The organism is Polynucleobacter sp. MWH-CaK5 (assembly GCF_018687615.1).
In the GTDB taxonomy this organism is placed as follows: Bacteria; Pseudomonadota; Gammaproteobacteria; order Burkholderiales; family Burkholderiaceae; genus Polynucleobacter.
The window spans coordinates 356,383-382,622 of sequence record NZ_CP061299.1; the positions used below are offsets into that span (position 1 = coordinate 356,383).

Genomic DNA, 26,240 nt, shown 5'->3' on the forward strand with positions numbered 1-26,240 from the left:
AGTTACCTAATGTCGCCTACCACTAACTTTGTTCATTTGCGTCTTCACTCCGAATATTCGATTGTGGATGGGGCTGTGCGCATAGATGATGCCATTGCTGCCGTGGTTAAAGATCAAATGGGTGCATTGGCTCTGACCGATTTGAGCAATGTGTTTGGTTTGGTTAAATTCTATCAAGCCGCACGCAAAGAGGGTATTAAACCTATTATTGGTAGTGATGTTTGGATCACCAATGCCGAAGATAGAGATAAACCATTCAGATTGCAGTTGTTGGTAAAAAGTCATCAGGGTTATTTGAATTTATGCGAGCTATTAACCAAGGCATCACTGACCAATCAATTCAAAGGTAGATCTGAAATTGATGAAACTTGGTTCAAACAGCATGCCGAAGGTTTGATTGCATTATCAGGTGCAAGGTTGGGCGATGTTGGACAGCATTTATTAGCAGCTCAACATGATGAAGCTGCTGCTTGCGCTAAGAAGTGGGCAAATTACTTTAAAGATTCTTTTTATATTGAAGTTCAGCGCGCCGGTCATCCTCAAGATGAGGCGCATCTTCATGAAGCTGTTCATTTGGCGAATGAACTTCAATTACCAGTAGTGGCAACGCATTCGATTCAGTTCATGAAGCCTTCTGACTTCAGGGCGCATGAGGCGCGCGTGTGTATTGCTGAAGGAGAAGTGCTCGGTAATCCTAAGCGCGCAAAAAAATTCACTTCTGAGCAGTACTTTAAAACGCAGGAAGAGATGCAAAAACTTTTTGCAGATTTGCCAGCAGCGATCACCAACAGTGTAGAAATTGCCAAGCGTTGTAATTTGTCATTGACCTTGGGCAAGCCTCAGTTGCCAGATTTTCCAGTGCCTGCGGGAATGACATTGGATGATTATTTAATGGAAAAAGCCATGGATGGCTTATCCAAGCATTTATTGCATTTGTATCCTGATGAGGCTGAAAGAGAAAAGCAGCGACCCAGTTATGAGGTACGTTTAAAGTTTGAGGCAAGAACCATTTCTCAAATGGGTTTCCCAGGTTACTTTTTGATCGTTGCTGATTTTATTAACTGGGCAAAAAATAATGGTGTGCCAGTGGGCCCTGGTCGAGGCTCTGGGGCGGGCTCTCTAGTAGCTTACTCCTTAGGGATTACCGATCTAGATCCATTGAGATACAACTTGCTCTTTGAGCGATTCTTAAATCCTGAGCGCGTCTCCATGCCTGACTTTGATATTGACTTCTGTCAGCACGGTCGTGATCGCGTGATTGCCTATGTAAAAGAAAAATATGGCAAAGATGCGGTCAGCCAAATTGCCACATTTGGCACGATGGCAGCGCGTGCGGCGATACGAGATGTGGGACGTGTTCTAGAGCAACCATACGGATTTGTAGATGGCATCTCTAAACTGATTCCTAATAAACCAGGTCAGCAAGTCACGATTGAGCAAGCCAAAAAAGAAGAAAAGCTTTTGGCTGAACGCGAGTCTCGAGAGGAAGAAGTTAAACAATTATTGGGTTTGGCTCAACAGTTAGAGGGCATGACCCGAAACGTTGGTATGCATGCTGGTGGCGTATTGATTGCTCCAGGCAAGCTCACAGATTTTTGTCCTTTGTATACCCAAGGCAGTAAAGATGGCAAAGAAGGTTCAGATTCTGGTGTGGTCAGTCAGTTTGACAAGGATGATGTTGAAGCGGTCGGCTTGGTCAAGTTTGACTTCTTGGGACTCACCACACTCACGATCTTGGATTGGGCTGAAAGATATATTCATCAGCTATACCCAGAGAAGAAAGATTGGCGTGTTGGTCAAGTGCCACTCGATGATCCTGCTGCATTTGAAATTTTAAAAAATGCCAATACGGTCGCAGTGTTCCAGTTAGAAAGCCGTGGCATGCAAGGCATGTTGCGTGAGGCAAAGCCTGACCGCTTTGAGGACATCATTGCCTTGGTGGCTTTGTATCGTCCAGGTCCGATGGATTTGATCCCATCGTTTATTGCGCGTAAACACGGCAAAGAACAAGTGCATTACCCAGACCCACGTGTTGAACCGGTTCTAAGAGAAACCTACGGCATCATGGTTTATCAAGAGCAGGTGATGCAGATGGCGCAGATCATTGGCGGTTATTCACTGGGTGGCGCTGACTTATTGCGTCGTGCCATGGGTAAGAAAAAGCCTGAAGAGATGGCTGAGCATCGTCAATTATTCAGAGATGGTGCTGGCAAAAGTGGACTGAAGGCTGATAAGGCTGATGAAACTTTTGACTTGATGGAAAAGTTTGCGGGCTACGGTTTTAATAAATCACATGCCGCAGCCTATGCATTGTTGGCTTATCACACGGCTTGGTTAAAGGCACATTACCCAGCTGAATTTATTGCAGCCAACATGTCATTGGCGATGGATGACACCGATAAAGTAAAAATACTTTACGAAGATGCCTTGGCCAATAAGATCAAGATACTTCCTCCAGATGTGAACACCAGTGTTTATCGCTTCATGCCATTGCGTGAAGATCCTCAAAATAAAGAGCAGGCAGCCACCATGATCCGTTATGGCTTGGGTGCTATCAGAGGTTCTGGCGAAGGTGCAATTGAACAAATCGTTCAGGCAAGAGCAGAGGGTCCTTTCAAAGACCTGTTTGATTTTTGCTCTAGATTAGATCGTCGCGTGGTCAACCGTCGCACGATGGAAGCTTTGATTCGTGCTGGAGCGTTTGATTCTTTGTATGGCGGTTTTGACTCTCGAGCAACACTCTTGGCTTCTTTGCCAAGAGCGATGGAAGCTGCTGATCAAGCAGATGCCTCTGCACAGCAAGTGAGCTTATTTGACATGGCGGGTTCTTCAGATGAGCATAAGCCAGAGTTGATCAAGGAAGATGCTTGGTTTGAGAAGCGTCGCTTACAAGAAGAAAAAGCTGCTTTAGGTTTGTATTTAACTGGCCATTTGTTTGATGCTTATCGTGAAGAGGTCAGTCATTTTGTGAGAACCAAGTTAAATCAATTGACCGAAGGCAAGGATCGCTTGATTGCAGGCATCATGACTTCCACCAGAAGCATGATGGGCCCACGCGGTAAATTAATGATTGCAACGATTGATGATGGTTCAGCTCAAATAGAGATGACCATTTACAGCGAGCTATTTGAACCCAATAGACATTGGTTGAAAGAAGATGAATTGATCATCGCTAAGGTCGGTGTCACGCCTGATAAATTTTCAGGGGGCATGAGGGTTGTTGCTGAATCAATCATGGATGTGACGACGGCACGTTTAAAGTTTGCCAGAAGTTTGCATGTACAGCTTCAGCAGGGCATTGATCTTCCTAGATTCAAGCAGCAGGTCAGTGCCTTTGCAGGCAAAAATCAACAAGGCTTGATGATGACCGCAGATGTCATTTCAAATGGAACTGCCTGTTTAGTTCAGTTCCCTGATACTTGGAAGATCTATCCTGATGATGAAAGTATCAGAAACTTGAGTGTGGCTTTGAATAAGTCAGGCGGGCAAGGGATGGTCGAAGTTAAGTACGCTTGATAAGGTACGCCTATCAGGCGTATTTAAGTTATTATTTAAAAGTAATACCGTAAGCGCTCACAGCTTCAAGAACTGATTTAACGGGTAAATTGATCAAGCAATCACTTCTGCTGTCAGGCTTATCTTCACAACCAGCTTTTCTGCACGGCACGCAATCTCCAGGACCTTGGAGTATGGTGACATTGCCAACCTTTTGAGTGCTGGCTTTTAATACATATGGTTGCTTACCAACAAATCCATTTGGCCATGGCCCAAAATTTGTGGGTGGTGTCGCGCCAAACAGAGTAATCGTAGGGGTGTTACAGGCTGCTGCTAGATGAGTGACTGATGTATCAACTCCAATATAAAGCTTGGCTTGGCGCAACAATGTGCCTAATTGATCTAACTTTAAGCGACCATCAAGATTCAAAATACTCTTTTTTGCAGAGTCACTCAATAAATCAATGATTGCTTGATTTAGTTCTCTATCTTGAGCAATTGGCGCTCCACTTAAAACAATTTGATGATTTTCGGATAGGGATTTAATTAGCTCCACCCAGTTAGCCAGTGGCCAGCGTTTATAAGCTGTCAAAGGTGTTGGGTGAATGACCACGAATGATTTTGATAATTTCGATTGAATTTCAGACGGTAAATCTACGGGTTTAGGTGGTCTCACTGATATTGGGTGGCCAAATAAGTCACTCTCGCTGACGAATGGCTCTAAAAGTCGAAGTTTTTCTGTGATCACGTGCTGGTGGAAATAGTTAACTTCAATGTTGTGAATTGATATCTTCTTTTTCCACCAATTTAATTTGGGTTCAACTGGAATTACACCCACGCGGTGTTTTGCAGCAATCAATCCATAGATATAAGCTCTGTCACTGGGCTGGGTGATGACGGCTAAGTCATATCGTTTAAATAATTGAAAGAACTGCTTGAGATAATCAATAAATGATAGTTTGGGTCTGGTTCCGATCAGTTGATGAATATCCGTGTTGCCGCTGAGCATCGACAAACTATTTTCATAGCCAAAGAAGTCGATTTGAGCATCTGGCCAAATTCTTTTGGCGGCTGAAATGAGTGGGGTAGTTATCAGCGTATCGCCAATTTGGCGTGTGGCAATGATCAGGATTTTTTTAATGTGTTTTTGACTCAATTAAGAATTCCCTTTTGCCAGAATTTTGGCTCGAACAATGGCTGCATTTTTATCTGCATTTTCCTTGTTAGCCATTTTGTGCCATAGATGCAACACCTCGGTACCCCAGGCGCCTGATTTTCTATTGATGCCATTTTGATACATCCTAAAAACAAAATCGGCGTCCTCATGACCCCAGCCAACGAGCGCTTCATCAAAGCCATTTATATCAATAGCATCTGATTTCCAACATCCTAAGTTACATCCTTTAATTCGACGCCATTGAAATTTTTTATATTTTCTGAGGGGGTGATCTGGAAGCTTAATAAATAATGGTAAAAATTTGTTAATTTGCTTCTTGATTAGATATTCAAAGGAATTTTTTTTAAATTCCGAAAAATTAAAAGATCTGTCACTGCAAATTTTTTCTGTAATTTCTTTCTCTAATAAAATTCTGCTGCCAGTGACAATAAAACGTTTTTCAGATAATCGTCGATGGCTTTCTATAAAATCTGGCTGAACGGCACAATCCCCATCTAGAAAAATAAGATAACTTCCCGTTGCGGACTGCATTGCTAGATTTCTAATTTTTGATAATCTAAAACCAAGATCTTCATGCCAAACATGCTTGATTAAATTCTTTGTATTTTTAATATGTCTTTCGATAAGAGATCTTGTTTCATCATCAGAGCCATCATCGGCAATAATTATTTCAAAATCATTGTCTGTTTGATACTCAAGAGACTGTAAAACTACGTCAAGCGCATCCGGCCTGTTGTAGGTGGCAATAATTACACTGATTTTCATTTGTTATTTTTATCGTGCTCTTCAATAAGCCATATTTTGACGTATTTGTAATAGCTTCCTTCAGCATTCGATATTGCTAAAGCAAGACCTTGAGGGCCATCCAAAAAACCTAAGCGTAAAAAATAGGTTCTGATGAATGCCCACACGGCATGCCAAAAAGCTTTGCAAACTGATGATCTTTTACCTTTTTTAAATGCTTGCTCGGCTGAAGCGCTTGAATAGGCGTCAATCTTTCTTAAGACTTGCGAAAAATCTCTAAAACTGTAATGTAAAAAGTGGTTTTTTAGTTTTCCACTCGATCCAGTGGGAAGCAGACGTTCATGAACCAAGTGATCAGAAAATTTTGCAGTGCCTCGTTTGAATAAGCGATCAACGTAATCTGGGTACCAGCCTGAGTGCTTCATGAAGCGGCCGCAGTACCAAGAAGAGCGCGGAATGGCATAACAATCTGCGGCATTGGCTGATGCCATGGTGGCCAAAATCTCTTGCTTTAGTTCAGGGGTGACCCTTTCATCCGCATCGATCGATAAAACCCAATCTTGTGTGGCCAAATTGAGGGCGCGATTCTTTTGTGGGCCAAATCCAGGCCAATCGGAGGTAATTTCAAGCTTTGCACCGAAAGATCGAGCAATTTCTTGAGTTTTATCGCTACTTTGACTGTCTACAACGATAATCTCATCTGCAAAAGAAACACTCTCAAGACAGTCCTTGAGATTGGCTTCTTCATTTTTAGTAATTAAGATGATTGATAGGCTCATAGAGCGATGTTAGCACCGGTGTAGGTTACGATTGAGGTTATGGATTCAAATAGCATTGAAATTAAGACGCAAACTGCGCTAACCCGCATTTTAAGGTATGCCTTGCCTCATAAGGTGGCTGTTGTTTTGGCATTGCTGGGTTTGGCGATTGTTGCTGCCACTGAAACAGCCATTCCAGCTCTTCTCAAGCCTTTATTGGATCGTGGCTTCAGTGGTAAGTTGGATGATAAGTTGTGGCATGTCCCAGCCTTTTTGGTAGGTTTGGCATTTATTCGAGGTTTTGCTCAATTTGGCTCGAATTACGCCCTAAGCCACATCACCAATTCTGTTTTGTTCAAATTGCGTGAACAAATGTTCAATCGCTTGTTACAGGCCCCTGCTGATTTATTCCAAAATCGCTCAGCAGCATCGCTCATCAATGCGGTGGTATTCGAGGTCAATGCAGTTCTTCAAGTGATCACCAGCATCGCGATGAACTTGGTCAGAGACAGTTTGACTGTCATCGGTCTGATGGCTTATTTGTTCTACCTCAACTGGCGCTTAACACTTTTAATTTTGATCATCTTCCCAATCATTGGTTTTATGGTGAAGTTGATCAATACGCGTCTGCGTAAATTGCACAAAGTCAGTCAAGATATGACCAATGAACTCTCCTATGTTGTTGAAGAGAGTGTTGGTGGCTATAAGGTTGTGAAGTTGCACGGCGGCCAGGCTTATGAAAAACAGCGTTTTGCGCTGATCGCTAACAAGCTTAGACGTTATTCGATGAAGATAGCTGTGGCCGGTGGTCTGAATCAACCCATGACTCAATTTGTGGCCTCGATTGCTTTATCAGGCGTGTTGTTGGTGGCTTTGTTCCAATCATCCATGGCAGAAGTCACTGTGGGTGGTTTTGTGGCTTTTGTCACAGCTTTAATTTTGATCATTTCTCCTTTGAAGCATTTGGCTGATATCAATCAACCTTTGCAGCGAGGCATTGCTGCGGCAGACATGATTTTTAAATTGATGGATCAGCCAATTGAAGAAGATTCGGTACGCAGGGGTGATGCAGTTAAGTTGGCAAAAGCCCGTGGTGAGCTTGAGTTCAAAAAAGTTGACTTTGGCTACTCTGGTGTGAGGGCTTTGGGCTCTGATGATGAGCAGGCTATCAAAGAAGTGCTAAAAGAGATTGATTTAAAGATTCCGGCCGGCGAGGTGGTGGCTTTTGTAGGACCATCCGGCAGCGGCAAATCTACTTTAGTAAATTTATTGCCACGCTTTTTTAATCCAACCAATGGTGCCATTCATTTAGACGGATTAAATATTCAGGACATTGATTTGAAGGATCTGCGTCGTCAAATGGCTTTTGTGAGTCAGGACGTGGTTTTATTCAATGACACCATTGCGGCCAACGTGGCGTATGGTGCTGCAAGCCATGAAGAGATTGATCGCGGCAGAGTTCATGAGGCACTGCAGGCTGCAAACTTAACTGAGTTAATCAGAGAGTTACCTGAAGGTATTGATTCTGAAGTTGGGGATAACGGTAATCGATTATCCGGTGGTCAGAGACAGCGTTTGGCGATTGCCAGGGCTATTTATAAAGACGCGCCTATTTTGATTTTGGACGAGGCCACTTCTGCTTTGGATTCTGAATCAGAGCGTCAAGTTCAAGAGGCTCTTGAGAAGCTCATGGAAGGTAAAACCACCTTGGTCATTGCCCACCGTCTATCGACGATAGAAAATGCCGATCGCATTGTGGTCTTAGATCATGGAAGAATTGTTGAGAATGGATCGCACGCTGAGTTGATTGCTCAAAATGGTCTGTATGCCAGCTTGCACCGCTTACAGTTCTCGCACGCTTAAATCTAATTAAATACAGTACGTTTTAACTTAAGACAATATCGTATTGCTCTTGATTGAAGCTTGATTCAGCCTGAAGGCGAATCGGCTTGCCGATGAATTCAATCAGCTGCGCAAGGTGTGTACTTTCTTCTTCTAAGAAGCGATCAATCACATCAGCGCTGGCAATGATTCTGAATTCTTTCGGGTTGAACTGGCGATGCTCACGCAATACTTCTCTCAAAATCTCATAGCAAATACTTTGAGCAGTTTTAACTTGGCCTTTGCCCTGACAAACTTCACAAGGTTCACATAAAAGGTGTGCCAATGACTCACGAGTTCTCTTGCGAGTCATTTCTACCAAACCTAATGAAGAGAAGGGGTTAGCAGACGTTCTGATTTTGTCTCTGGCCAAGTTTTTATTGAGTTCTTCTAGCACCGCGTCTTGATGTTCTTTGCTGTGCATGTCGATGAAATCAATGATGATGATTCCACCAAGATTGCGTAAACGCAATTGGCGCGCAATGGTTTGAGAGGCTTCTAAATTTGTTTTATAGATGGTGTCATCAAATGTTCTAGCACCTACATAACTGCCAGTGTTGACATCAATCGTGGTCATTGATTCTGTTTGATCAATCATCAAGTAGCCGCCTGATTTAAGGTCAACACGACGACCCAAGGCGCGATTGATTTCTGATTCTGTGTCGTACAGATCAAATAGAGGGCGTTCGCCACGATAAAGAATCAATTTAGATTCTTGGTTAGGCATGAAGTCTTTGGCAAATATTTTTAGTTTTTCAAAGTTCTCGGCAGAGTCAACGCGTATTTGACCGATGGCATCCGACGCCAAATCTCTTAATACTCGCTCAGCAAGGCTTAAGTCTTGATGAAGCAAGCATGGAGCGGGTATCTGCTTGCTGCCATCCTGAATCTTTTTCCAAGTAGCGCTCAGATATCTCAAGTCATTGGATAACTCTTGATCATCTGCATCTTCGGCGCTGGTTCTTAAGATGTAGCTGCCAGATTCGTTTTGGTAGTCAGTCAGTAAACCTTGAAATCTTTTCTTTAAAGCGTCACGGTCTTCAAGGTTTTCAATTTTTTGAGAGATGGCCACTTGTTGGCCATTGTCTTCTTGTGGCAAGAAAACCAAATTGCGGCCAGCAATGCTGATGTGAGTGCTCAAGCGAGCACCTTTGGTACCCAGCGGATCTTTTAGAACTTGAACCAAAATAGTTTGCCCATCGAACACCAGTTTTTCAATGGGGGTGTTATCGGGCTTGGAATTTTTTGGCATCCATAAATCAGCCACGTGAAGAAATGCTGCCTTATCTAAACCAATGTCCACAAATGCAGATTGCATGCCTGGTAGCACGCGCGTCACTTTACCTAAATAGACGTTACCAACAATGCCTCGACTTTGGCTTCTTTCAATGTGAAGCTCTTGCACCACTCCCTGAGCAATGATGGCTACTCGGGTTTCTTGAGGGGTGATGTTTACGAGGATTTCTTCGATCATGGTTGAAACTTATCAATCTATTGAGGCAGTGCGCAGTGTTTTAAATCAGTTTTAAGGCCTAAGAGAAAACTGTACACCAGTTTCATGCATGAGTTGAGAGGTTTCATAAAGAGGCAAGCCCATGATGCCGCTATAGCTGCCTGAGATAGTGCTGATCAAGCAGCCACCAATGCCTTGTATGCCATAAGCACCGGCTTTACCCATGGGCTCATTGGTGGAAATGTAAGCATCAATTTCCGCATCGCTGAGTGACTTAAAAGTCACTTGTGAGCTTGAAACAAGAAGTTTGGGTTGATCATCATTCATGTGAGACTTGCCCAATACAGCGACTGCTGTGTGGACTTGATGTGTTTTGCCGCTCAAGAGCTACAAGATTCTTTTGGCGTCCTGGTGATCAGCGGGCTTACCTAAAATGATTTCTTTGCCATCTTCCAGCATAAGTGCCACAGTGGTATCGGCGCACAAGATGGGCGCTAAATCTAATCCTCTGGCATGAAGTCGTTGTTTGGCAGCTGCTAGCTTTGCTAATGTAACGCGCTTCACATAAACCAAAGCTGGTTCATCAGGTAATTGGATTTCCAATGATTCGGCATCTTCGCTTGGGTCGGCCAGGAGTAATTGAAACTTAACGCCAATTTGCGTGAGAAGTTCTTGGCGGCGAGGGCTTTGAGAGGCCAGATAAATCAATGAGTGCATCACACTTACTTTTTAATGAGGCGCTCTTAAACGCGATGATAAGGATGGCCTTGCAAGATGGTCCACGCACGGTAAAGTTGTTCGACCAATAAAACTCTGGCCATGGCATGCGGAAGGGTCATGCTAGAGAGGCGAATCATCGATGCAGCTTCTTTTTTAAGCTCAGCATCCAAGCCATCCGCGCCACCAATCAATAATGCAATGTCTTTACCATCTTGGCGCCAAGCACTGAGTTGGTTGGCTAGGTCTTGAGTGGAAAGATCTTTGCCACGCTCATCCAAAGCAATGATGTGAACACCCTTTGGCAGGGCTTCACGTATTTTGATCGCCTCTTTGGCAGGGCTGATGTCTGGCTTGAGTTCTTTGATCTGAATCGCGCAATCTGCTGGCATGCGTTTCAGATAATCTTGGGTGGCAGTTTCAGCCCATGCGGGCATCTTGTGACCCACTGCAATGACCCAAAGTTTCATGATTGAAAAAGGAGTCTTAAACCTGAGGTTTAGTCGTCCTCATCATCCTCAGGTTCGCTGGCGAAACGTTTTGACTTATTGGCCTTGCTACCCAATTTAACGCGCACAGGCTTATCACCCCAAATGCCTTCTAGTTGGTAGTAAGAGCGCAGCATCGGTTGCAAGATGTGAACGATGATGTCACCACAATCGACCAACACCCACTCACCGGTTTCCATACCTTCAACAGAAATAACGTCACCACCTTTTTCTTTGACTGATTCCTTGACGGACATGGCCAATGATTTTGTTTGACGGTTGCTGTTACCGGTTGCGATGATCACGCGATCAAATAGATCGCTGATTTTGGTTGTATCAAAAACACGAATGTCTTCTGCCTTGACATCTTCAAGAGCATCAATGATCACGCGTTGTAATTTTGGAATATCCATTATTTATTTCTATAAAGACCTTTGGCTTCGATGTATTCGAGTACCAAGGGTGGTATTGCATCTGCCAATTCATCCCATGATGCGTGGTTGTAAAACCCATCACGAAGTTCATTGGAGGCAAGATTAATCTGCAGGCTTTGATCAAACAAAACATGTCCCTGTGGGCTCAATTGTAACAACTGAGGGTCTTGTGTCTGTTTATCTGAAAAAACGCTACCAATTGGGCTTTGATCTACCTGATTAGATGTGTGGGGACGGCTGGCAACCGCGATGTGTACGTAGTTCGGCAATTCTGGCCACTGATGCCAAGTTTTGATGTTTTCCCAGCTGTCGGCACCCATGATCCAGGTGATTGACGCCTGTTCGCCATAAAGTGCGCGCAGCTCTTTGGCAGTATCAATCGCATAACTCGGACCTTCTCTAGACATCTCTAGGGTGCTGATATCAATTTTTGTATATATGTGGTGATCCACAAATAAATCATGCAAGGTCTCGATCGCGTATTCGCTCATGGCCAAGCGATGCTTGGCGGAAGTGATGTCATTGCCTTTTTGCCATGGTTGTCCAGCAGGCATCCAGATGATGTGATCGAGTTGTAGCACTCTTGAAAAATGCTCAGCCAGACGCAAGTGACCCCAGTGAGGCGGATCAAACGTGCCACCCAAGATTCCGACGGATAAACGTTTCTTGCTGGCCATGTTATCCATGTTGCTCATGTTATCCATTAACGAGCAATCCAATCAATCGGTTTTAAGAAGTTGGTATAGAGCAGAGCCTCTGGGCTGTTAGCAGCTGGCTTCCAGTCATAGCCCCAGCGAACGATCGGTGGCATGGACATCAAGATGGATTCAGTGCGTCCGCCAGATTGAAGGCCAAACAAAGTGCCTCTATCAAAGACTAAGTTGAATTCAACATAGCGGCCTCGACGGAAGGCTTGGAATTCTCTTTGGCTTTCTGTGTAAGGGTCGTGTTGATGTTTCTTAACGATTGGTAAGTAGGCTTCTAAGAAAGCATCTCCGACTGAGCAAGTCATGGCAAAACTTTGATCAAAGCCTAACTCACTGAAATCATCATAAAAAATACCGCCAATGCCACGTGGTTCATCACGGTGCTTGAGATAAAAGTATTCATCACACCACTTTTTAAAGCGTGGGTGAAGTTCTGGCTTGTATGGATCTAATGCGTTTTTACACGTTTGATGAAAATGTTTGCAATCAGCTTCATCACCATAGTAAGGAGTTAGATCCATGCCGCCTCCAAACCACCAGACAGGATCCTTGCCTTCTGCTTGAGCAATAAAGCAACGTACGTTCAAGTGAACGGTTGGAATGTGTGGATTGCGTGGATGGAACACCAGTGATACGCCCATGGCTTCAAAGGCTCTGCCAGCAAGCTCTGGTCGGTGGGCTGTTGCTGAAGGTGGCATTGAATCGCCACGCACGTGAGAAAAACCAACGCCACCGCGCTCCAAGATATTGCCTTCTTCAAGAATCATTGAGCGACCATCGCCCTTGAGTTTGGCATCGGCTGGTTTTGTCCAAGAGTCTGTGGCAAAAGTTTTGCCATCAAGCTCACTCATGCCTGCAGTGATGCGTTCTTGTAAACCTAAAAAGTATTGACGAATTTGATCGACGTTGATGCTTGTGTTTGACATAGGATTTAATTAATTAAAGTGCGCGATAACCAATGTCGCGACGGAACTGTGCGCCATCAAATTGAATATGATCTAAGTGCGCATAAGCTTTTTGTTGGGCACCTTTTGTGGTGTGGTCTAAACCCACCACGCACAAGACTCGACCACCCGATGTTTTGAGCACGCCTTTATCCATTGTTGTGCCAGCATGGAATGTCACATGATCCACATCATCAGCAGGAATACCTGTGATCACATCACCTTTGCGCGGAGTCTCTGGGTAATTGTGTGCAGCCATCACGACGCCTAAGGCGATTCTGGCATCCCAATCTAATTCCACTTGATCAAGCTTGCCATCTACTGCGGCATCCAAAGCAATCAAGAAGTCGCTCTTGAGGCGAGCCATGATCGGTTGTGTTTCTGGGTCGCCCATGCGGCAATTAAATTCCAATGTTTTTACTTGACCTTTGCCATCGATCATCAATCCAGCATATAAGAAGCCTGTGAATGGAATGCCATCAGCTGCCATGCCTTTAACGGTTGGCATGATGATCTCTCTTAGAGCGCGCGCATGTATTTCTGGGGTCACCACGGGCGCTGGTGAATATGCACCCATGCCGCCAGTGTTAGGGCCTTGATCGGCATCCAGTAAACGCTTGTGGTCTTGACTGGTTGCCAAGGTCAAAACATTTTTACCGTCGACCATCACGATGAAGCTGGCTTCTTCGCCTTGTAAAAATTCTTCAATCACCACTCTGGCACCGGCATCACCTAATTTGTTATCAGACAACATCATGTCGATCGCACCGTGAGCTTCTTCTAGGCTCATAGCAACGACCACGCCTTTGCCTGCGGCCAAGCCGTCTGCCTTGATCACAATTGGTGCACCTTTGGCATCAATGTAGGCATGAGCTTCTTGGATGTTTGAGAAGGTTTGATACTCGGCCGTTGGGATTTGATGGCGTTTCATGAACGCTTTTGCAAAATCTTTTGAAGACTCGAGTTGGGCTGCTTTTTGAGTGGGTCCAAAAATACGCAAACCTTGGTTTCTGAAAATATCCACAATGCCGCCAGCCAATGGGGCTTCTGGACCAACCACGGTCATATATATTTGCTCGTCTTTGGCAAAGGCTGCCAAAGCATTTAGATCAGTGATGTTGAGGTTCTCAATGCCCATGTTTTTGGCAGCAGCTGTTGCAGTGCCACCATTGCCTGGAGCCACAAATACTTTTTGTACTTTTGGAGACTGAGCCAACTTCCATGCAAGAGCATGTTCACGACCACCAGAACCAATCACTAAAATTTTCATAAAAAAACTTTCAAAACCTATTTAAATATTGACTCGACAAATAATGACTCGATTAAGCTGAAGAATTGTTGTTTGTTATTGCTATTCCATGGATGCGTTGGTGAACACTTCTTGTACGTCATCCAATGACTCAAGAGCATCCAATAGTTTTTGCATTTTGAGAGCATCTTCACCAGACAAATCAGTTTCTGTATCAGGGCGCATCGTTACCTCACCCATCTCTGGAGAAAAACCTTTGGCAATCAAGGCATCTTTGATTTGTGAGAATTCATAAGGAGGCGTCACCACTTCAATCGAGCCATCTTCCTGAGGGATCACATCATCTGCACCTGCTTCTAGTGCAGCTTCCATCAAAGCATCTTCAGAAGTGCCAGGTGCAAAGAACATACGACCGCAATGCTTGAATAAAAAAGCAACTGAGCCATCGCTGCCCAAATTGCCACCATGTTTGGTGAAGGCATGACGAACTTCAGCCACTGTTCTGGTTCTGTTGTCAGTCAAAGCATCCACGATCACGGCAGCACCATTGAGACCGTAGCCTTCATAACGAATTTCTTCGTAGTTAACACCTTCTAGTGATCCTGTGCCGCGTTGAACTGCACGCTGCACGTTATCGTTGGGCATATTTGAGTCTTTGGCTTTATCAATCGCCAAACGCAAGCGAGGGTTGGTTGCAATATCACCGCCACCCATTTTTGCAGCCACTGTGATTTCACGGATCAATTTTGTCCAAATTTTGCCGCGCTTCTCGTCTTGGCGTCCTTTGCGATGCTGAATATTGGCCCATTTGGAATGACCTGCCATATAATTACATTTCCTATTTAAAATCAGTTACTTAGATTGCAGATTTCTTCTGAAAAACTCATAGAAACACAATAGAAACACACTACTTGAATCTTTTTATTTAGAATGAACCTCATTATCTCAAATTAAGCACCTCAAGACCAATGGAGTAAGACTTGGCAAGCATTAAAGAGCGAATCAATCCCCAGACAGGTGTTAAGACCTTTCAGGTCCAAATCCGAAGAAGGGGCTATCCACCGATTAGTAAAAACTTCCCTACAAGAAGAAAGGCTGAGAACTATGCCATTTCAGTAGAGGCAAAGGTTTTAAATAATGAGGTGATTAATCCGAGTGAGGCCAATAAGTGGACGATTCCAGACCTCATAGATTGGTACATTGAAAATCCCAACCCCCACAGGAAGCTCTCCACCAGAAAGCATTTTGATCGGTTGAAGTTCCTAAAAGAGGAATTTAAGAGTTTCACTGTTTTATCTTTATCAGCCAAAACACTCTCCAAATGGATTAACAAGAGGCTTCAGATTAATAAGCCCTCAACGGTCTATCACTACTATGTGGCTCTCAAAAATGCGATGGTTCATCATAGTGTTCAGCATGGATATACCCAAACTATCTTTGAGGTGGTGAAATGTCCCACCAAATCTGGCGAGAGAAATAGACGATTTAGCAGAGAAGAGACAAGGGTTTTATTCAAATCCATCAAACAACACAGCAAAATAAAACAGCAAGAAATGAAAATCTCGGTCTTGTTTGCTTTGGAGACTGGTTGTCGTATTGGTGAAATGCTCAAGCTCAAATGGGCACAGGTGAACCTAGAGCAACAATCTGTTGAGTTTTTGGCTGAAAACACCAAAACCAAAACAGGTAGGGTGATACCCATTACAAGTATTGCTAAAAAAATATTGCTGTGGATTAAGAGGCACCACAACCCTGAAAATGATATGAATAAGAGGGTGTTTCATTTTTGGCACTTAAATGAACATCACCTCAGTAGGCAGTTCCACATTTGTTGTGAAAGGGCTGATATTAAAGACTTGAGATGGCATGACTTAAGGCATGAAGCGACCACACGGTTTTTTGAATTTATTCACCCAGTAACAAAAACAACTTTATCTGTGATGGATGTAGCGACCATCACAGGACATAAGTCTGTGGATATGCTGAAAAAATATACCCACATTAATAATTCATCTATCACTCAGAAATTGTGGTGAGTTAAAGAGTGGAGAGAATGATTATTAGCTATAACAATGGCTATTTTTTATATAAATGAAATGTACAATTAATTGAAATTTGACAATCGGAATAAATAATGCAAAACCTATTAACTAACCTAACTAATCTACTATCAAAAGATAATAGGTTTATATCTGATGGCAAGCTCATTAAAAATAAAATTATTGAGTTGGCACTCAATCTTGACTCTCAATTGCTTAAGTTATTGCTTTCAGATAAGGAGATTAAAAAATCTTTTTTTGAAGAGGTTGATGGAACTGTTATTTTTGACAAGATTAAATTTCAAAAATTTGTTAGTAATAAGAATTTTTTACCTGATAGTTACACTAGTTATAAAAATAAAATCGGCTTAACTGTAGACGGTGATTTCATAACTGATGGGAAAGATGTGGTCGTCTCATGGCCATATAAAGACTGCCTGTTGGAGGGTGGACAAGATAAAGATGATGCAAAAAGATCAGAACAATTTTGGAGTGAGACTCTAGCATCAGACCAAATCGACAGATTGCTTTCGCCCAAAGTATTGGTTAATTTTAAGAAATTTACTAAGAATGGGGAGAGTAAGTTAACTGAATTTCAGGGAGGTGAAAGTCTTCTTGTTAAAGGGAATAATTTATTAGTCCTTCATACATTAGAAGATATTTATAGTGGAAAAGTTAATTTAATTTACATAGACCCACCATACAATCCTGATAGCAAAGCAAATACTTTCTCTTACAACAATAGTTTTAATCGCTCTACTTGGTTGACCTTTATGAAAAACCGATTAGAGGTTGCAAAGAGATTGTTATGTAAAGATGGCTCTTTAGTAGTAGCTATTGATGAAAATGAGCAAGCACACTTGGGTGTGTTGCTTAAAGAAATGTTTAGTGAGCATGAGGTGCATTGTATTACTGTCGTTCATAACCCAAGAGGTGTTCAAGGTACTAATTTTTCATATACACATGAGTATGCTTTTTTTGTAATCCCAAGAGGAAAGAAAATAATTTCATCAAGAAAAATTAATCAAGAAGATATTGAGTGGTCAAATTTTAGGAATTGGGGATCTGAATCTGAGAGAACTGATGCAAAAAATTGTTTTTACGGAGTAATTGTTGAAAACGAACAAGTGGTTGGTTTTCAGGATGTTTTAGTTGATTCAGAACATCCGACTCAAAATGTGAAAGATGGAGATAGGTGTTATGTATACCCTATTGATATTAACGGGGTGGAGAGGAAGTGGAGATACGCTAGGCAATCAGTAGATGAAATAAAACATTTATTGCGAGCAAAAAAAGTAAAGGGTGGTAGATATGAAATTGAAATTGGTAAGGATTTCGGTACTTATAAAACTGTTTGGCTAGACCCTAGATATGATGCTAATGAATATGGAACTAAGCTAATCAAGTCTCTAGTCCCAGACTGTAAGTTTGATTTCCCGAAATCTTTATGGAATGTTTATGACTGCTTGTATGCGGTAATTGGGGAGAATAAAGAGGCGATAGTTTTAGATTTTTTTGGGGGTAGTGGAACAACTGCTCATGCAGTGTTGGAATTGAATAAGCAAGATGGCGGAAATAGAAAATTTATTCTAGCGGAGCAGATGCACTATGTTGAAACTGTTACTCGAGAAAGAATCAAAAAGGTTGTTGAGAATAATGCTCAAGGCTCATTCATCTACTGTGAACTTGCAAAAGCTAATCAAAATTTCTTAGAAGATATTTCTGAATCGCAAACACCTAAAGAGCTCGTTTCTATATGGGAAAAAATGAAAAGTAATGCATTTTTATCTTATAAGGTAAATGTTAAGAGTATTGATAATACTAAGACAGAGTTCTCGGAGCTTGATTTCGAAAATCAAAAAAGGTTTCTCATGGAGGTGTTAGATAAAAATTTACTATATGTTCCTTTGAGTGAAATTGATGATGAGACATTTGGAATTGCTGATGAAGATAAATCTCTAAATCGTCAATTTTTCAAGGCAGTTAAAAGATGAGTGAATTAAAGACTCTTCACCAAATTCTTATTGAGGAGCTTGGGAAAAGAAGTATTGAGCAAGTTAGATTGCCCAGTTCTATTACTGGCAACCTTAATCCCGCATTCCCAATGCGACCATACCAAGAGAGTGCTTTTAAGTTTTTTACGAGCTATTGGAATGAGTCATTTGATGGTAAGCCTAGGCAAAATCATCAATTGCTATTCCATATGGCGACTGGGTCTGGTAAGACTTTAATGATGGCAGGATTAATTGCCTACTTGTACGAGAAAGGTTATAGAAATTTTCTCTTCTTTGTAAACAGTACAAATATTATTGATAAGACTAGGGATAATTTCTTGAATGCAAATTCTGGAAAGTATCTTTTTTCTGAAAATATTACTGTCGGAGATAAGAGGGTTGAGGTACGAGAGGTTAAAAGTTTTCAATCGGTAAATGCAGATGATATAAATATTGTTTTCTCTACTATTCAAGGGCTTCATATGGCTCTGAATGTCCCTAAAGAAAACACCCTGACTTATGATGATTTTGAAAATCAAAAAATTGTTTTAATTTCTGATGAAGCTCACCACATAAATGCTGATACTAAAAAAGGTAAATCAGTAGACCAAGATGAAATGTTTGAAACAATATCTTGGGAAGGTACGGTAGAAAGAATTTTCAAGGCTAACCCTGATAATTTAATGTTGGAATTCACTGCTACGGTAGATTTCAGTGATGAAAATCTAAGCGAAAAATATAAGCCAAAGTTAATATTTGACTACCCATTAAAGAATTTCAGAAAAGATGGGTACTCAAAAGAAGTTAAAGTTCTTCAGGCTGACTTATCCCCATTTCAAAGGGCTTTACAGGCAATACTTTTGAGTCAATACAGAAGAAAACTATTTGCTAAACACCGTAAAAATATCAAGCCTATTATTCTGTTTAAATCCAAGACTATCAAAGATAGCCAAGTTTTTTTTAATGAATTCAATGCAGGCATTAAAGGATTAACCCCTAAGACCCTTCATCAGATTAAAGCAGGGTCTAATGATGAAACAATTCTTAAAATATTTGATTACTTAGATGCCAATAAAATTTCTTTGGAAAATTTGATTGCCGAGCTTCAAGAAGATTTTTCGGAAGAAAAGCTTATTGTAGTTAATAGCAAAGAAGAGAGTGAAGAGAAGCAAATTGCAGTTAATTCATTAGAGTCAAATGAGTATCGTGCGGTATTTGCGGTTGATAAGCTTAATGAGGGTTGGGATGTTTTAAACCTGTTTGATATTGTCCGTCTTTACGATACTCGTGATGCTAAGTCTAATAAAGTTGGTAAAACAACAATGAGTGAGGCTCAATTAATTGGTCGTGGAGCAAGGTATTGCCCTTTCCAAATAAATGAAGATCAGCCATTGTTTGGTCGGAAATATGATGCCGATATTGAAAACGAACTCCGGATTTGTGAAGAGCTTTACTATCACAGTGCATACAATCCAAAATATATTCAAGAGCTTAATTCAGCACTTCAAGAAATTGGTATTAAATCTAAAGAGTCAAAAGTTAGAAAAGTTCAAATTAAAGAAAGTTTTAAATCAACCAGTTTATATAAGGCTGGGCATATCTTTTTGAATGAGAGACTTAAATACAGTCGTGATGAAATTAATGGTCTAGACAGTAGTTTAATTAGTCAACTACATCGTGTATCTCTGAGGACTGGATATACAAAAAATTCTGTAGCATTTGATTTGGAAAAAACTGATCGTGGAGCTAATAAGGTTAGCAAAGAGTATTTTTTGAAAAGCTTTGGCTCAATTATTCTTCGTAAAGCGATTCAGAGAATTGATTTCTATCAGTTTGACAACTTAAAGAAATACTTACCTAATCTAAAATCAATTACTGAGTTCATCAGTTCAGACAATTATTTGGGAAAAATTAAGATTGAAGTTACCGGGCTAAAAGAGCAGGTTGAGAATCTTGATGTTGAGACAATGCTTGATGCATCAATTCAAACTTTATCTTCAATATCTGAAATTATTTCTTCAGACAAAATTGAGTTTAAGGGTTCAAAATTATTTAAACCTAAGATGATTAATCAGATTTTTACTGATAAAACACTCAATTTTATGATTGATGATGGTGGCGATAAAGAGTTTGGTCGCTCTATGAGTAATGTTTCTGAGACTGCTTACCATTTAGATTTGTCAAAGAAAGCATGGTTTGCATTTGATGATTGCTATGGCACTAGTGAAGAGAAATTGCTCATTCAATATATAGATAAGAAATATGATGAATTAGCTAAAAAGTATTCTGAGGCTTATCTAATCAGGAATGAAAAGCATTTCAAGATATATGCATTTGATGATGGCAGGCCCTTTGAGCCAGATTTTGTTCTTTATCTAATTGGTAAGGAAGAAAGCGACACTGGACATTACCAAGTCTTTATTGAGCCGAAGGGCGGTCATTTGTTGCTTGCTGACAAGTGGAAAGAGGAATTTTTAAGTGTGATAAAAGATGATCATGCGGTTGAACAACTTTTTTCTAATAAGCACTATGTTCTTTGGGGGTTGCCATTCTTTAATCAAGCTGAAAGATTGACAGAATTTGATAAAGCTTTTCAAGAGCTTTTAGAGTAGTAAATTTATGAGTGCTTATTCTCCACAGCTTTTAAGTGAGTTTATGGAGATGATTCATTTCTTGAAATCTGAAATTTTAGCCATTGATGCTAATCTATCTAATCAGGTTATAACTCACGAGAATAAATGGCTGTATTCAAAAGGATTTGATTACGACTTTAATTTTTACGAAGATTTCACCCAAAAATTAAACACAAATTTAAATTTGGGAGGCGAGGATATTTTTTATTGCGACCAATTATGGGATTTCTTTAAAGAGAAATATGGGTTCTCGGTAAAAGAAATATCGCCTTTTTTCAATTCTGAGTATGTAAATTTTTATTTTTCTGATGATTACGAAGGCAAGGTAGAAAAAGTAAGATTCATACTAACCAAGTACAGAGTAGTAAAGCTTAGAGGCGACCTTTCGTTATCTAGTGAGTCTAAGTCCCCATCAAAAAATAATTTGAAAATTTGAAAATAGTTTATCTAAATAGGATTTGACATTTATTTTTAAATTTCTTATTAGTACAAAGTAGAGCTTTATTCGTCAATTTTGCTGAGCAATTTTCTCGTTTGGGGTTCTTGGTCTACTTGATATGTGTAATGTAGAGGCTCGGCAAAATTAAAACTGACTACTTCCTAATGGATAGCCGATTACACAGAAAGCAAGAGTAATAGACCCTAAGCCAGTACAAAGGGCAGAGTTAAAGAACTGCGGATAACTTAAGTGTTATGGGATTAGCAAACTGGCAAGCGAGAGCTGAATCTGGACCGTGCTAATGGGTGACAAGACACCTGAACCAGAGAGCGAGGGAAATCTTGAACTAACCTCCACTTTGATGGGTATAGGACCTCAAAGGTATAGCACTTCCACCAAATTCATTTGGGTAAAGGGGGGTGCTATACGTTTTCAGGTATAGCACTTTTTTAAGATTAGTCTTAATAGGTTTTGATTAATCCTAATGCAAAGCACTGTACTGCAACAGCAGTCCAAATATCTAGAAGAGATAAATCTCAAATTTAGATTAAATGAATAAATACCAGTGCGAAGCCTAGACCCCATAGGGGATTTTTACAAATGTAAAAATATTTGAACGGGCCAAAAACTTGATTTTTCATTTTTTTCTGCTTAACTGAATTAAGAACCTTAGCAAGGTTACCCAATGTCAGCACATAGATGGCTGAATTGGAATAGAAGTGGAGCAGAAATGAATAAAACAAAAAGACTACAAGTTCGTCTCACAGAAGAGGAAATCAACACCATCAAAGAAAGAATGGCTGATTTTGAGTATTCCAATCTCAGTGAATTTATACGAGATGGAGCATTAAAGCCAAGTAGAAAAAATAAAAGAAATATGGTGTCAATGATTTATGAGGTAAACAAGATTGGTGTCAATCTCAATCAAGCTATCCATAAATTACACCTCCAGCAGATTGACCATACTGAACTGCTAATAGCAATCAACCAAGCTAATCATCTGCTATCAAATGTTCTATGTGTGTATAGCAAATTATGATTGTGAGGATATTTGACCAAGGGCAAGGTTTGGGAGGGGTTGGTCATATCAATTACCTATTAGACCCACAATCTCACCAAGGCTATGAACCACAAGTGGTTTATGGGAATGCTGAGATTACCAAGAGCATCATTAGCACCATGCCAAGCCGAAGAAAGCATTCCTATGTGGCTGGGGTAATTGCTTTTAAGGATGATGAGCAATTAACAGAACAACAGCAACACAGCCTCATTCATCGCTTTATGGACACCTTTGCCCCATCTCATCAAGATGGAAAGATAAATTTTCTATTTGTTAGGCATCAAGATAAGGGAAATCTAGAACTTCATTTTGTGTGCCCTAGAACTTTATTAAATTCTAAAGGATTTGGGAGAGCATTTAATTTACATCCTCCCGGAAAATCAAATCAACTATTTTTTGAAAGTTTTACTAGATTGGAAAACTACCGACTTGGTTTTGACCAAGTGGATAGCAAGAAAATGACAACCAAGGATGTCGTTTTTTATCAAAAAGTATTTGATGATTTAAAACAAAAGAGAAGTGATTATTTGAGCAATCTTGACTTTCCTAAAAAATTTGTTAGTACAAATAGAAACGGAGGAAAGCAATATGGAAAAGAATCAAATACCACCTATGGAAAACGACTTGCTCACAAGAGCCATTTTGGAAATGGAGATTTATTTAAACAGTCTCAACAGCAGAGTATCTTTGGTAGAGCATTCAAACAATCAAGTGCTACATCAGCAAACAGCTCACATGAATTCAATCACAAAAATTCACAAGCAGTTACAGGACATCAAAGAGGCTATGGGAAAAATGAATGTCATTCTTACAGTTCATTCAAAGAGATTGGAAGAACTTCGTGGGAACAATTCAGGAGGGGGTTCGGCAGGTCAGACAACAGAACCAACACAGGAAGACGATTATCTACCTCTGGTTACCCGCAGACCCAAGGTTTAAATATTAATGAGGAGCTAAGAGTATTGGGCATGGCTCTTATTGATTGCGAGTTTAATGAGATGCCTGCAATTCAAGCACGAATTAATCAGCTAATGCGAGTTCGTCAAGAACTTGAATGTGAGCCAAAAAAAATAAAAATAAAGTAGTCATTAACTCCAAATTTTCACTAGATCAACATCTTCGCTGTCAGGCCTTTGCCCAAGATTCAATCGGTCAGCTTGAATTACTAATGGTAAATCAAAGGCTGTACCGGTAATAATGCACGCACCTTTTGGAAGGTTCGGTATCATATTTTTAGATAATGTATCAAGTGTACTTATTGTGTTTTCAAGCAAGAATAAATCCTTATCATTCACAAGTCTATGTATAAAGAAGTTATGTATTTGAGACATGATTGTTGGTGAAATATCGGCAGGCCTTTGACTTGATAACGTCAAAAAAAATCCGAATTTTCTACCTTCTTTAATAATTTCCTCAAAAAGTTCCAGCCTGTAGTCTTTCCATGACTCTTCTTCCCTTAATGATTGCTGGGAAAGGATATTGTGTGCTTCATCAATAATTAAATGAACAGTTTTATTAGGTGGGGTTGAAACAGAATTTTTATGAGCTGTGTAAAGTTGTTTTGCCACAAGCAGTGGGATAATTTTTTTAATTTCTTGGTGATTACATTTTCTAAGTGAAATGATGGTTAATAATTCTGACGTTGTATCATCATCTGTGAGGCTAATAACATTGCATAAGTTATCTGCTAATGATTCAACTCTTTTTAGAAGAGGTTGAATATGTTCAAATTGAACATATCCTGATATCAAGTCATTAACTAACTGTAGGTTAATTCTAATAATTAATTCATTAAAAAAGTTAATTTCTTCAAGTGAGATTTCACTCACCAAAGTTTCGCAAATACTTTCATAAGCATTAGAGCTACCGCCATTGAAGTAGCCGCTGTTGCCCGAGGGAGGATGATGAAAGACGCCGCTGTCGCTACGCCAAGATATCTCTGCTAACCTATCTTTTAGACCTTGATTACCAATAATTTCAGCTATTTTTTTTAGTAGGTCAATTGTTTCTTTTTTTGGGGATGTTGTTTGGAAATTTTCTTTAATAGTATATTTAATATAGTTTTCAAGGCTATTCGTATTATCGTTATATTTTAATTTTCGGCTGACCACTCTTCTTATAAATGGTGTTTGGGTGTTGGTGGTGGCTTTGAAAAGAAGAGATAGTGTTTCATGGTTCCAAAACTGATTAGAGTTTATGGGCAATTTGTCCCCATCTGGATTGCTAGAATCTAATTTGTAAATTTTTTTATTTTTTTGAGATGTTAATAATTGATTTCCGGTGTACTCACCATTGAAATCTAGAAGAACAAATTTACTTTTTCCCAACATTTTTTTTGATTTTTTATCAAAAAGTGTTGTGTAGAGTTTTGTTAAGGTATTTGATTTCCCGCTTCCTGTATTCCCAAAAATTCCAAGATGGCTATTAAAAACTAATTCCCAAGGAATGCTAATTGGAAAATTTTCTTTAATAAGATTTCCAATTGAAAAATCATCTGTTGTAAATTTATTGAAAATGGATTGAATTTGTTTTTGAGATGATAAAAAAACACTATCTTTTATCATGGGCAAATACTTAATGCCCTCTATAAATTTGTTGTTATCAAAGTAGCCAATTGGCTTTACCTCAACTTTTCTTATGTACTTGGGGGTGTCAGATATACCAGTGGATGACATTGAGTTCTCACTGAGGTACTCTCCCTCTACGACACATACAATATCTTTAAATCCCCTCTCAATTGTTATAAATTCTCGAATTGAGATTCCTTTGAAAATTTCCCCATTATTAAATATGAACTCTTTATTTGAGTCATCATTTATTCTCAAGGTGATTTTGAGACCCCTAACTTCAATGACCTCACCGACTTTTATTCTCATATATTTTTAAATATTAGTTAAGACTTCAGAGGTAAGCAATTCAAAATCAAGAGACTTTTCGGCCGAGTAAATATATTTGATATTTTTATAGCCATTAAATTTATCTTGCACATCCAGTAAGTCATCTTCATTATGGCAACAAATGAAAACTTGAAGTCCTGGGTTATAAAGTGATCTTTGAACTAATTTCAGTATGTGTTGGTCTGAGAATGAGAATCCAAAAGTAATTAGTACTGTATCTTTTTTTTCTAATTCGTAACTTAAAAGCCTTAGCATTTCATAGTAGTGCTCTTCAAAAATTGTTTCATGGAATTTCCACTTAGTAGGATTAACTATCGGTAATTTGTTGTAGCTCTCCATGAATTCTCTTGCAACACTGCTAAAAGAATTATCTATCTTAGAAGCATAAGTTTTGAAGTCATCATAAGTACTTTTGGGATTATTTAAGAGCTTTGAAAAGGGATCTAATATTGATGCATCAATAGTTATGAGGTTTTCTTTTTTTATGTAATCAACCTCAATTTTTCCTTCATTTTTTTTCCAGTAGCAAGAGCCGTGGAGGTGAATTAAATTGATTTGCGGAATTAGATGTGGAATGTCTGAGAATGTCCCAGATTGACGAAAATTTATATTAAAGTTTTTTACATCAAGGTATTTTTTTAAAAATCCCCTGGTGCCATCGTTTATAGATATGTTGTGGTTTTTTTCCGTTAGTATTTTGTCAGCTGTTAACTCGATAAAACCATCGTAATTTGTTGTAAAGAAGTTGCAAACAGGTTTAAGGTTCGCTCCTTTTCTAGAAAGCATGTGAATGACGATGCTTAGAAATTTTTCATAATTTGTAATCGTGCCAAGCTGTGATTCATTAAGATTATTGGAATCAAGCTCGATCATTGGTTGAATACATGTTTTGTAATAGTGCATGAACAGGAGAGCCCTGAGCCTAATCGTCTCATCATCATTGGCATCCCCGATTTGATTTGAGATGGTTTCTATTGTGTGATTTTTTCCATCAGATTTTTTAGCTTTAACACTTAAGGTTGGAAGCGAATCGGCTGAAGCTCCGGAGCCAAATAAAAAATTAATGTTCTGTTGATAAATTTCATCCAACTTTATGTTTGTATCAATCATCTCTTGCCTTTTAATTTGTTA

The 26,240-nt window shown here is 40.0% G+C and carries 20 protein-coding genes and 1 pseudogene; 8 read left to right on the forward strand and 13 right to left on the reverse strand.

What is annotated here, in order from left to right; all coding sequences use genetic code 11:
* The first annotated feature begins 9 nt into the window (after window positions 1–9).
* Entirely contained in the window at window positions 10–3,516 is a 3,507-nt protein-coding gene (dnaE, locus tag GQ367_RS01925; RefSeq protein WP_215291024.1) for a DNA polymerase III subunit alpha, read from the forward strand.
* 31 nt (window positions 3,517–3,547) lie between these two features.
* On the opposite strand, the gene GQ367_RS01930 is transcribed toward dnaE, so the two are convergent.
* Genes GQ367_RS01930 through GQ367_RS01940 form a run of 3 tightly spaced genes read right to left on the reverse strand, consistent with a single transcriptional unit; the run spans window position 3,548 to window position 6,195 of the window.
* A complete protein-coding gene (locus GQ367_RS01930; protein WP_215291026.1) occupies window positions 3,548–4,651 on the reverse strand; it encodes a glycosyltransferase family 9 protein in 1,104 nt (367 codons plus the stop codon).
* Entirely contained in the window at window positions 4,652–5,437 is a 786-nt protein-coding gene (locus tag GQ367_RS01935; RefSeq protein WP_215291028.1) for a glycosyltransferase family 2 protein, read from the reverse strand.
* Window positions 5,434–6,195 carry a glycosyltransferase family 2 protein gene (locus tag GQ367_RS01940; protein ID WP_215291030.1) on the reverse strand — a complete coding sequence of 254 codons (762 nt, stop codon included), beginning with the start codon at window positions 6,193–6,195 and terminating at the stop codon, window positions 5,434–5,436. The genes GQ367_RS01935 and GQ367_RS01940 overlap by 4 nt, the downstream gene beginning before the upstream one ends.
* A 39-nt stretch (window positions 6,196–6,234) precedes the next feature.
* Here GQ367_RS01940 and msbA point away from each other — a divergent pair, with 39 nt between their 5' ends.
* Entirely contained in the window at window positions 6,235–8,037 is a 1,803-nt protein-coding gene (gene msbA / locus GQ367_RS01945) for a lipid A export permease/ATP-binding protein MsbA (RefSeq protein WP_215291031.1), read from the forward strand.
* 22 nt (window positions 8,038–8,059) lie between these two features.
* Here the strand turns inward: msbA and rng are convergent, their stop codons facing one another.
* The 8 genes and pseudogenes from rng to GQ367_RS01985 all read right to left on the reverse strand — a co-directional run bounded on the left by rng (window position 8,060) and on the right by GQ367_RS01985 (window position 14,872).
* Window positions 8,060–9,529: a ribonuclease G gene (gene rng / locus GQ367_RS01950; protein ID WP_215291033.1), complete on the reverse strand. Its 1,470-nt coding sequence runs from the start codon at window positions 9,527–9,529 to the stop codon at window positions 8,060–8,062.
* 51 nt (window positions 9,530–9,580) lie between these two features.
* Window positions 9,581–10,225: pseudogene (locus tag GQ367_RS01955) on the reverse strand (nucleoside triphosphate pyrophosphatase).
* A gap of 26 nt (window positions 10,226–10,251) precedes the next feature.
* Window positions 10,252–10,695, reverse strand: a complete 444-nt coding sequence (gene rlmH, locus GQ367_RS01960; protein ID WP_089515317.1) for a 23S rRNA (pseudouridine(1915)-N(3))-methyltransferase RlmH — start codon at window positions 10,693–10,695, stop codon at window positions 10,252–10,254.
* A gap of 29 nt (window positions 10,696–10,724) precedes the next feature.
* On the reverse strand, window positions 10,725–11,126 hold the full coding sequence (rsfS, locus tag GQ367_RS01965) for a ribosome silencing factor (RefSeq protein WP_089515318.1): 402 nt from the start codon (window positions 11,124–11,126) through the stop codon (window positions 10,725–10,727).
* On the reverse strand, window positions 11,126–11,842 hold the full coding sequence (gene nadD, locus GQ367_RS01970) for a nicotinate (nicotinamide) nucleotide adenylyltransferase (RefSeq protein ID WP_215291035.1): 717 nt from the start codon (window positions 11,840–11,842) through the stop codon (window positions 11,126–11,128). Before nadD ends, rsfS begins: the two co-directional genes overlap by 1 nt.
* An 8-nt stretch (window positions 11,843–11,850) precedes the next feature.
* Window positions 11,851–12,780, reverse strand: a complete 930-nt coding sequence (gene hemF / locus GQ367_RS01975) for an oxygen-dependent coproporphyrinogen oxidase (protein ID WP_215291037.1) — start codon at window positions 12,778–12,780, stop codon at window positions 11,851–11,853.
* Window positions 12,781–12,793: 13 nt separating this feature from the next.
* Window positions 12,794–14,068 (reverse strand): phosphoribosylamine--glycine ligase, encoded by a 1,275-nt coding sequence (purD, locus tag GQ367_RS01980; protein WP_215291039.1) that lies wholly within the window; start codon window positions 14,066–14,068, stop codon window positions 12,794–12,796.
* 81 nt (window positions 14,069–14,149) lie between these two features.
* Window positions 14,150–14,872 carry a YebC/PmpR family DNA-binding transcriptional regulator gene (locus GQ367_RS01985; RefSeq protein WP_215291041.1) on the reverse strand — a complete coding sequence of 241 codons (723 nt, stop codon included), beginning with the start codon at window positions 14,870–14,872 and terminating at the stop codon, window positions 14,150–14,152.
* A gap of 155 nt (window positions 14,873–15,027) precedes the next feature.
* Between GQ367_RS01985 and GQ367_RS01990 the strand changes: the two genes are divergently transcribed.
* The 6 genes from GQ367_RS01990 to GQ367_RS02015 all read left to right on the forward strand — a co-directional run bounded on the left by GQ367_RS01990 (window position 15,028) and on the right by GQ367_RS02015 (window position 23,297).
* Window positions 15,028–16,083: a site-specific integrase gene (locus GQ367_RS01990; RefSeq protein WP_215291043.1), complete on the forward strand. Its 1,056-nt coding sequence runs from the start codon at window positions 15,028–15,030 to the stop codon at window positions 16,081–16,083.
* Between the two features lie 98 nt (window positions 16,084–16,181).
* Window positions 16,182–18,080, forward strand: a complete 1,899-nt coding sequence (locus GQ367_RS01995) for a site-specific DNA-methyltransferase (RefSeq protein WP_215291045.1) — start codon at window positions 16,182–16,184, stop codon at window positions 18,078–18,080.
* Complete coding sequence (locus GQ367_RS02000) at window positions 18,077–20,692, forward strand: DEAD/DEAH box helicase family protein (protein ID WP_215291046.1); 2,616 nt, start codon at window positions 18,077–18,079, stop codon at window positions 20,690–20,692. The genes GQ367_RS01995 and GQ367_RS02000 overlap by 4 nt, the downstream gene beginning before the upstream one ends.
* A 7-nt stretch (window positions 20,693–20,699) precedes the next feature.
* Window positions 20,700–21,149 (forward strand): hypothetical protein, encoded by a 450-nt coding sequence (locus GQ367_RS02005; RefSeq protein ID WP_215291047.1) that lies wholly within the window; start codon window positions 20,700–20,702, stop codon window positions 21,147–21,149.
* A 688-nt stretch (window positions 21,150–21,837) separates the two neighbouring features.
* Window positions 21,838–22,191 carry a ribbon-helix-helix domain-containing protein gene (locus GQ367_RS02010; RefSeq protein ID WP_215291048.1) on the forward strand — a complete coding sequence of 118 codons (354 nt, stop codon included), beginning with the start codon at window positions 21,838–21,840 and terminating at the stop codon, window positions 22,189–22,191.
* A gap of 2 nt (window positions 22,192–22,193) precedes the next feature.
* Window positions 22,194–23,297, forward strand: a complete 1,104-nt coding sequence (locus GQ367_RS02015; RefSeq protein ID WP_215291049.1) for a relaxase/mobilization nuclease domain-containing protein — start codon at window positions 22,194–22,196, stop codon at window positions 23,295–23,297.
* Window positions 23,298–23,300: 3 nt separating this feature from the next.
* On the opposite strand, the gene GQ367_RS02020 is transcribed toward GQ367_RS02015, so the two are convergent.
* Together GQ367_RS02020 and GQ367_RS02025 are read right to left on the reverse strand one after the other, a co-directional pair.
* Window positions 23,301–25,088 (reverse strand): ATP-binding protein, encoded by a 1,788-nt coding sequence (locus tag GQ367_RS02020; RefSeq protein ID WP_215291050.1) that lies wholly within the window; start codon window positions 25,086–25,088, stop codon window positions 23,301–23,303.
* A 6-nt stretch (window positions 25,089–25,094) separates the two neighbouring features.
* Complete coding sequence (locus GQ367_RS02025; RefSeq protein WP_215291051.1) at window positions 25,095–26,219, reverse strand: SIR2 family protein; 1,125 nt, start codon at window positions 26,217–26,219, stop codon at window positions 25,095–25,097.
* Between the last annotated feature and the right edge of the window lie 21 nt (window positions 26,220–26,240).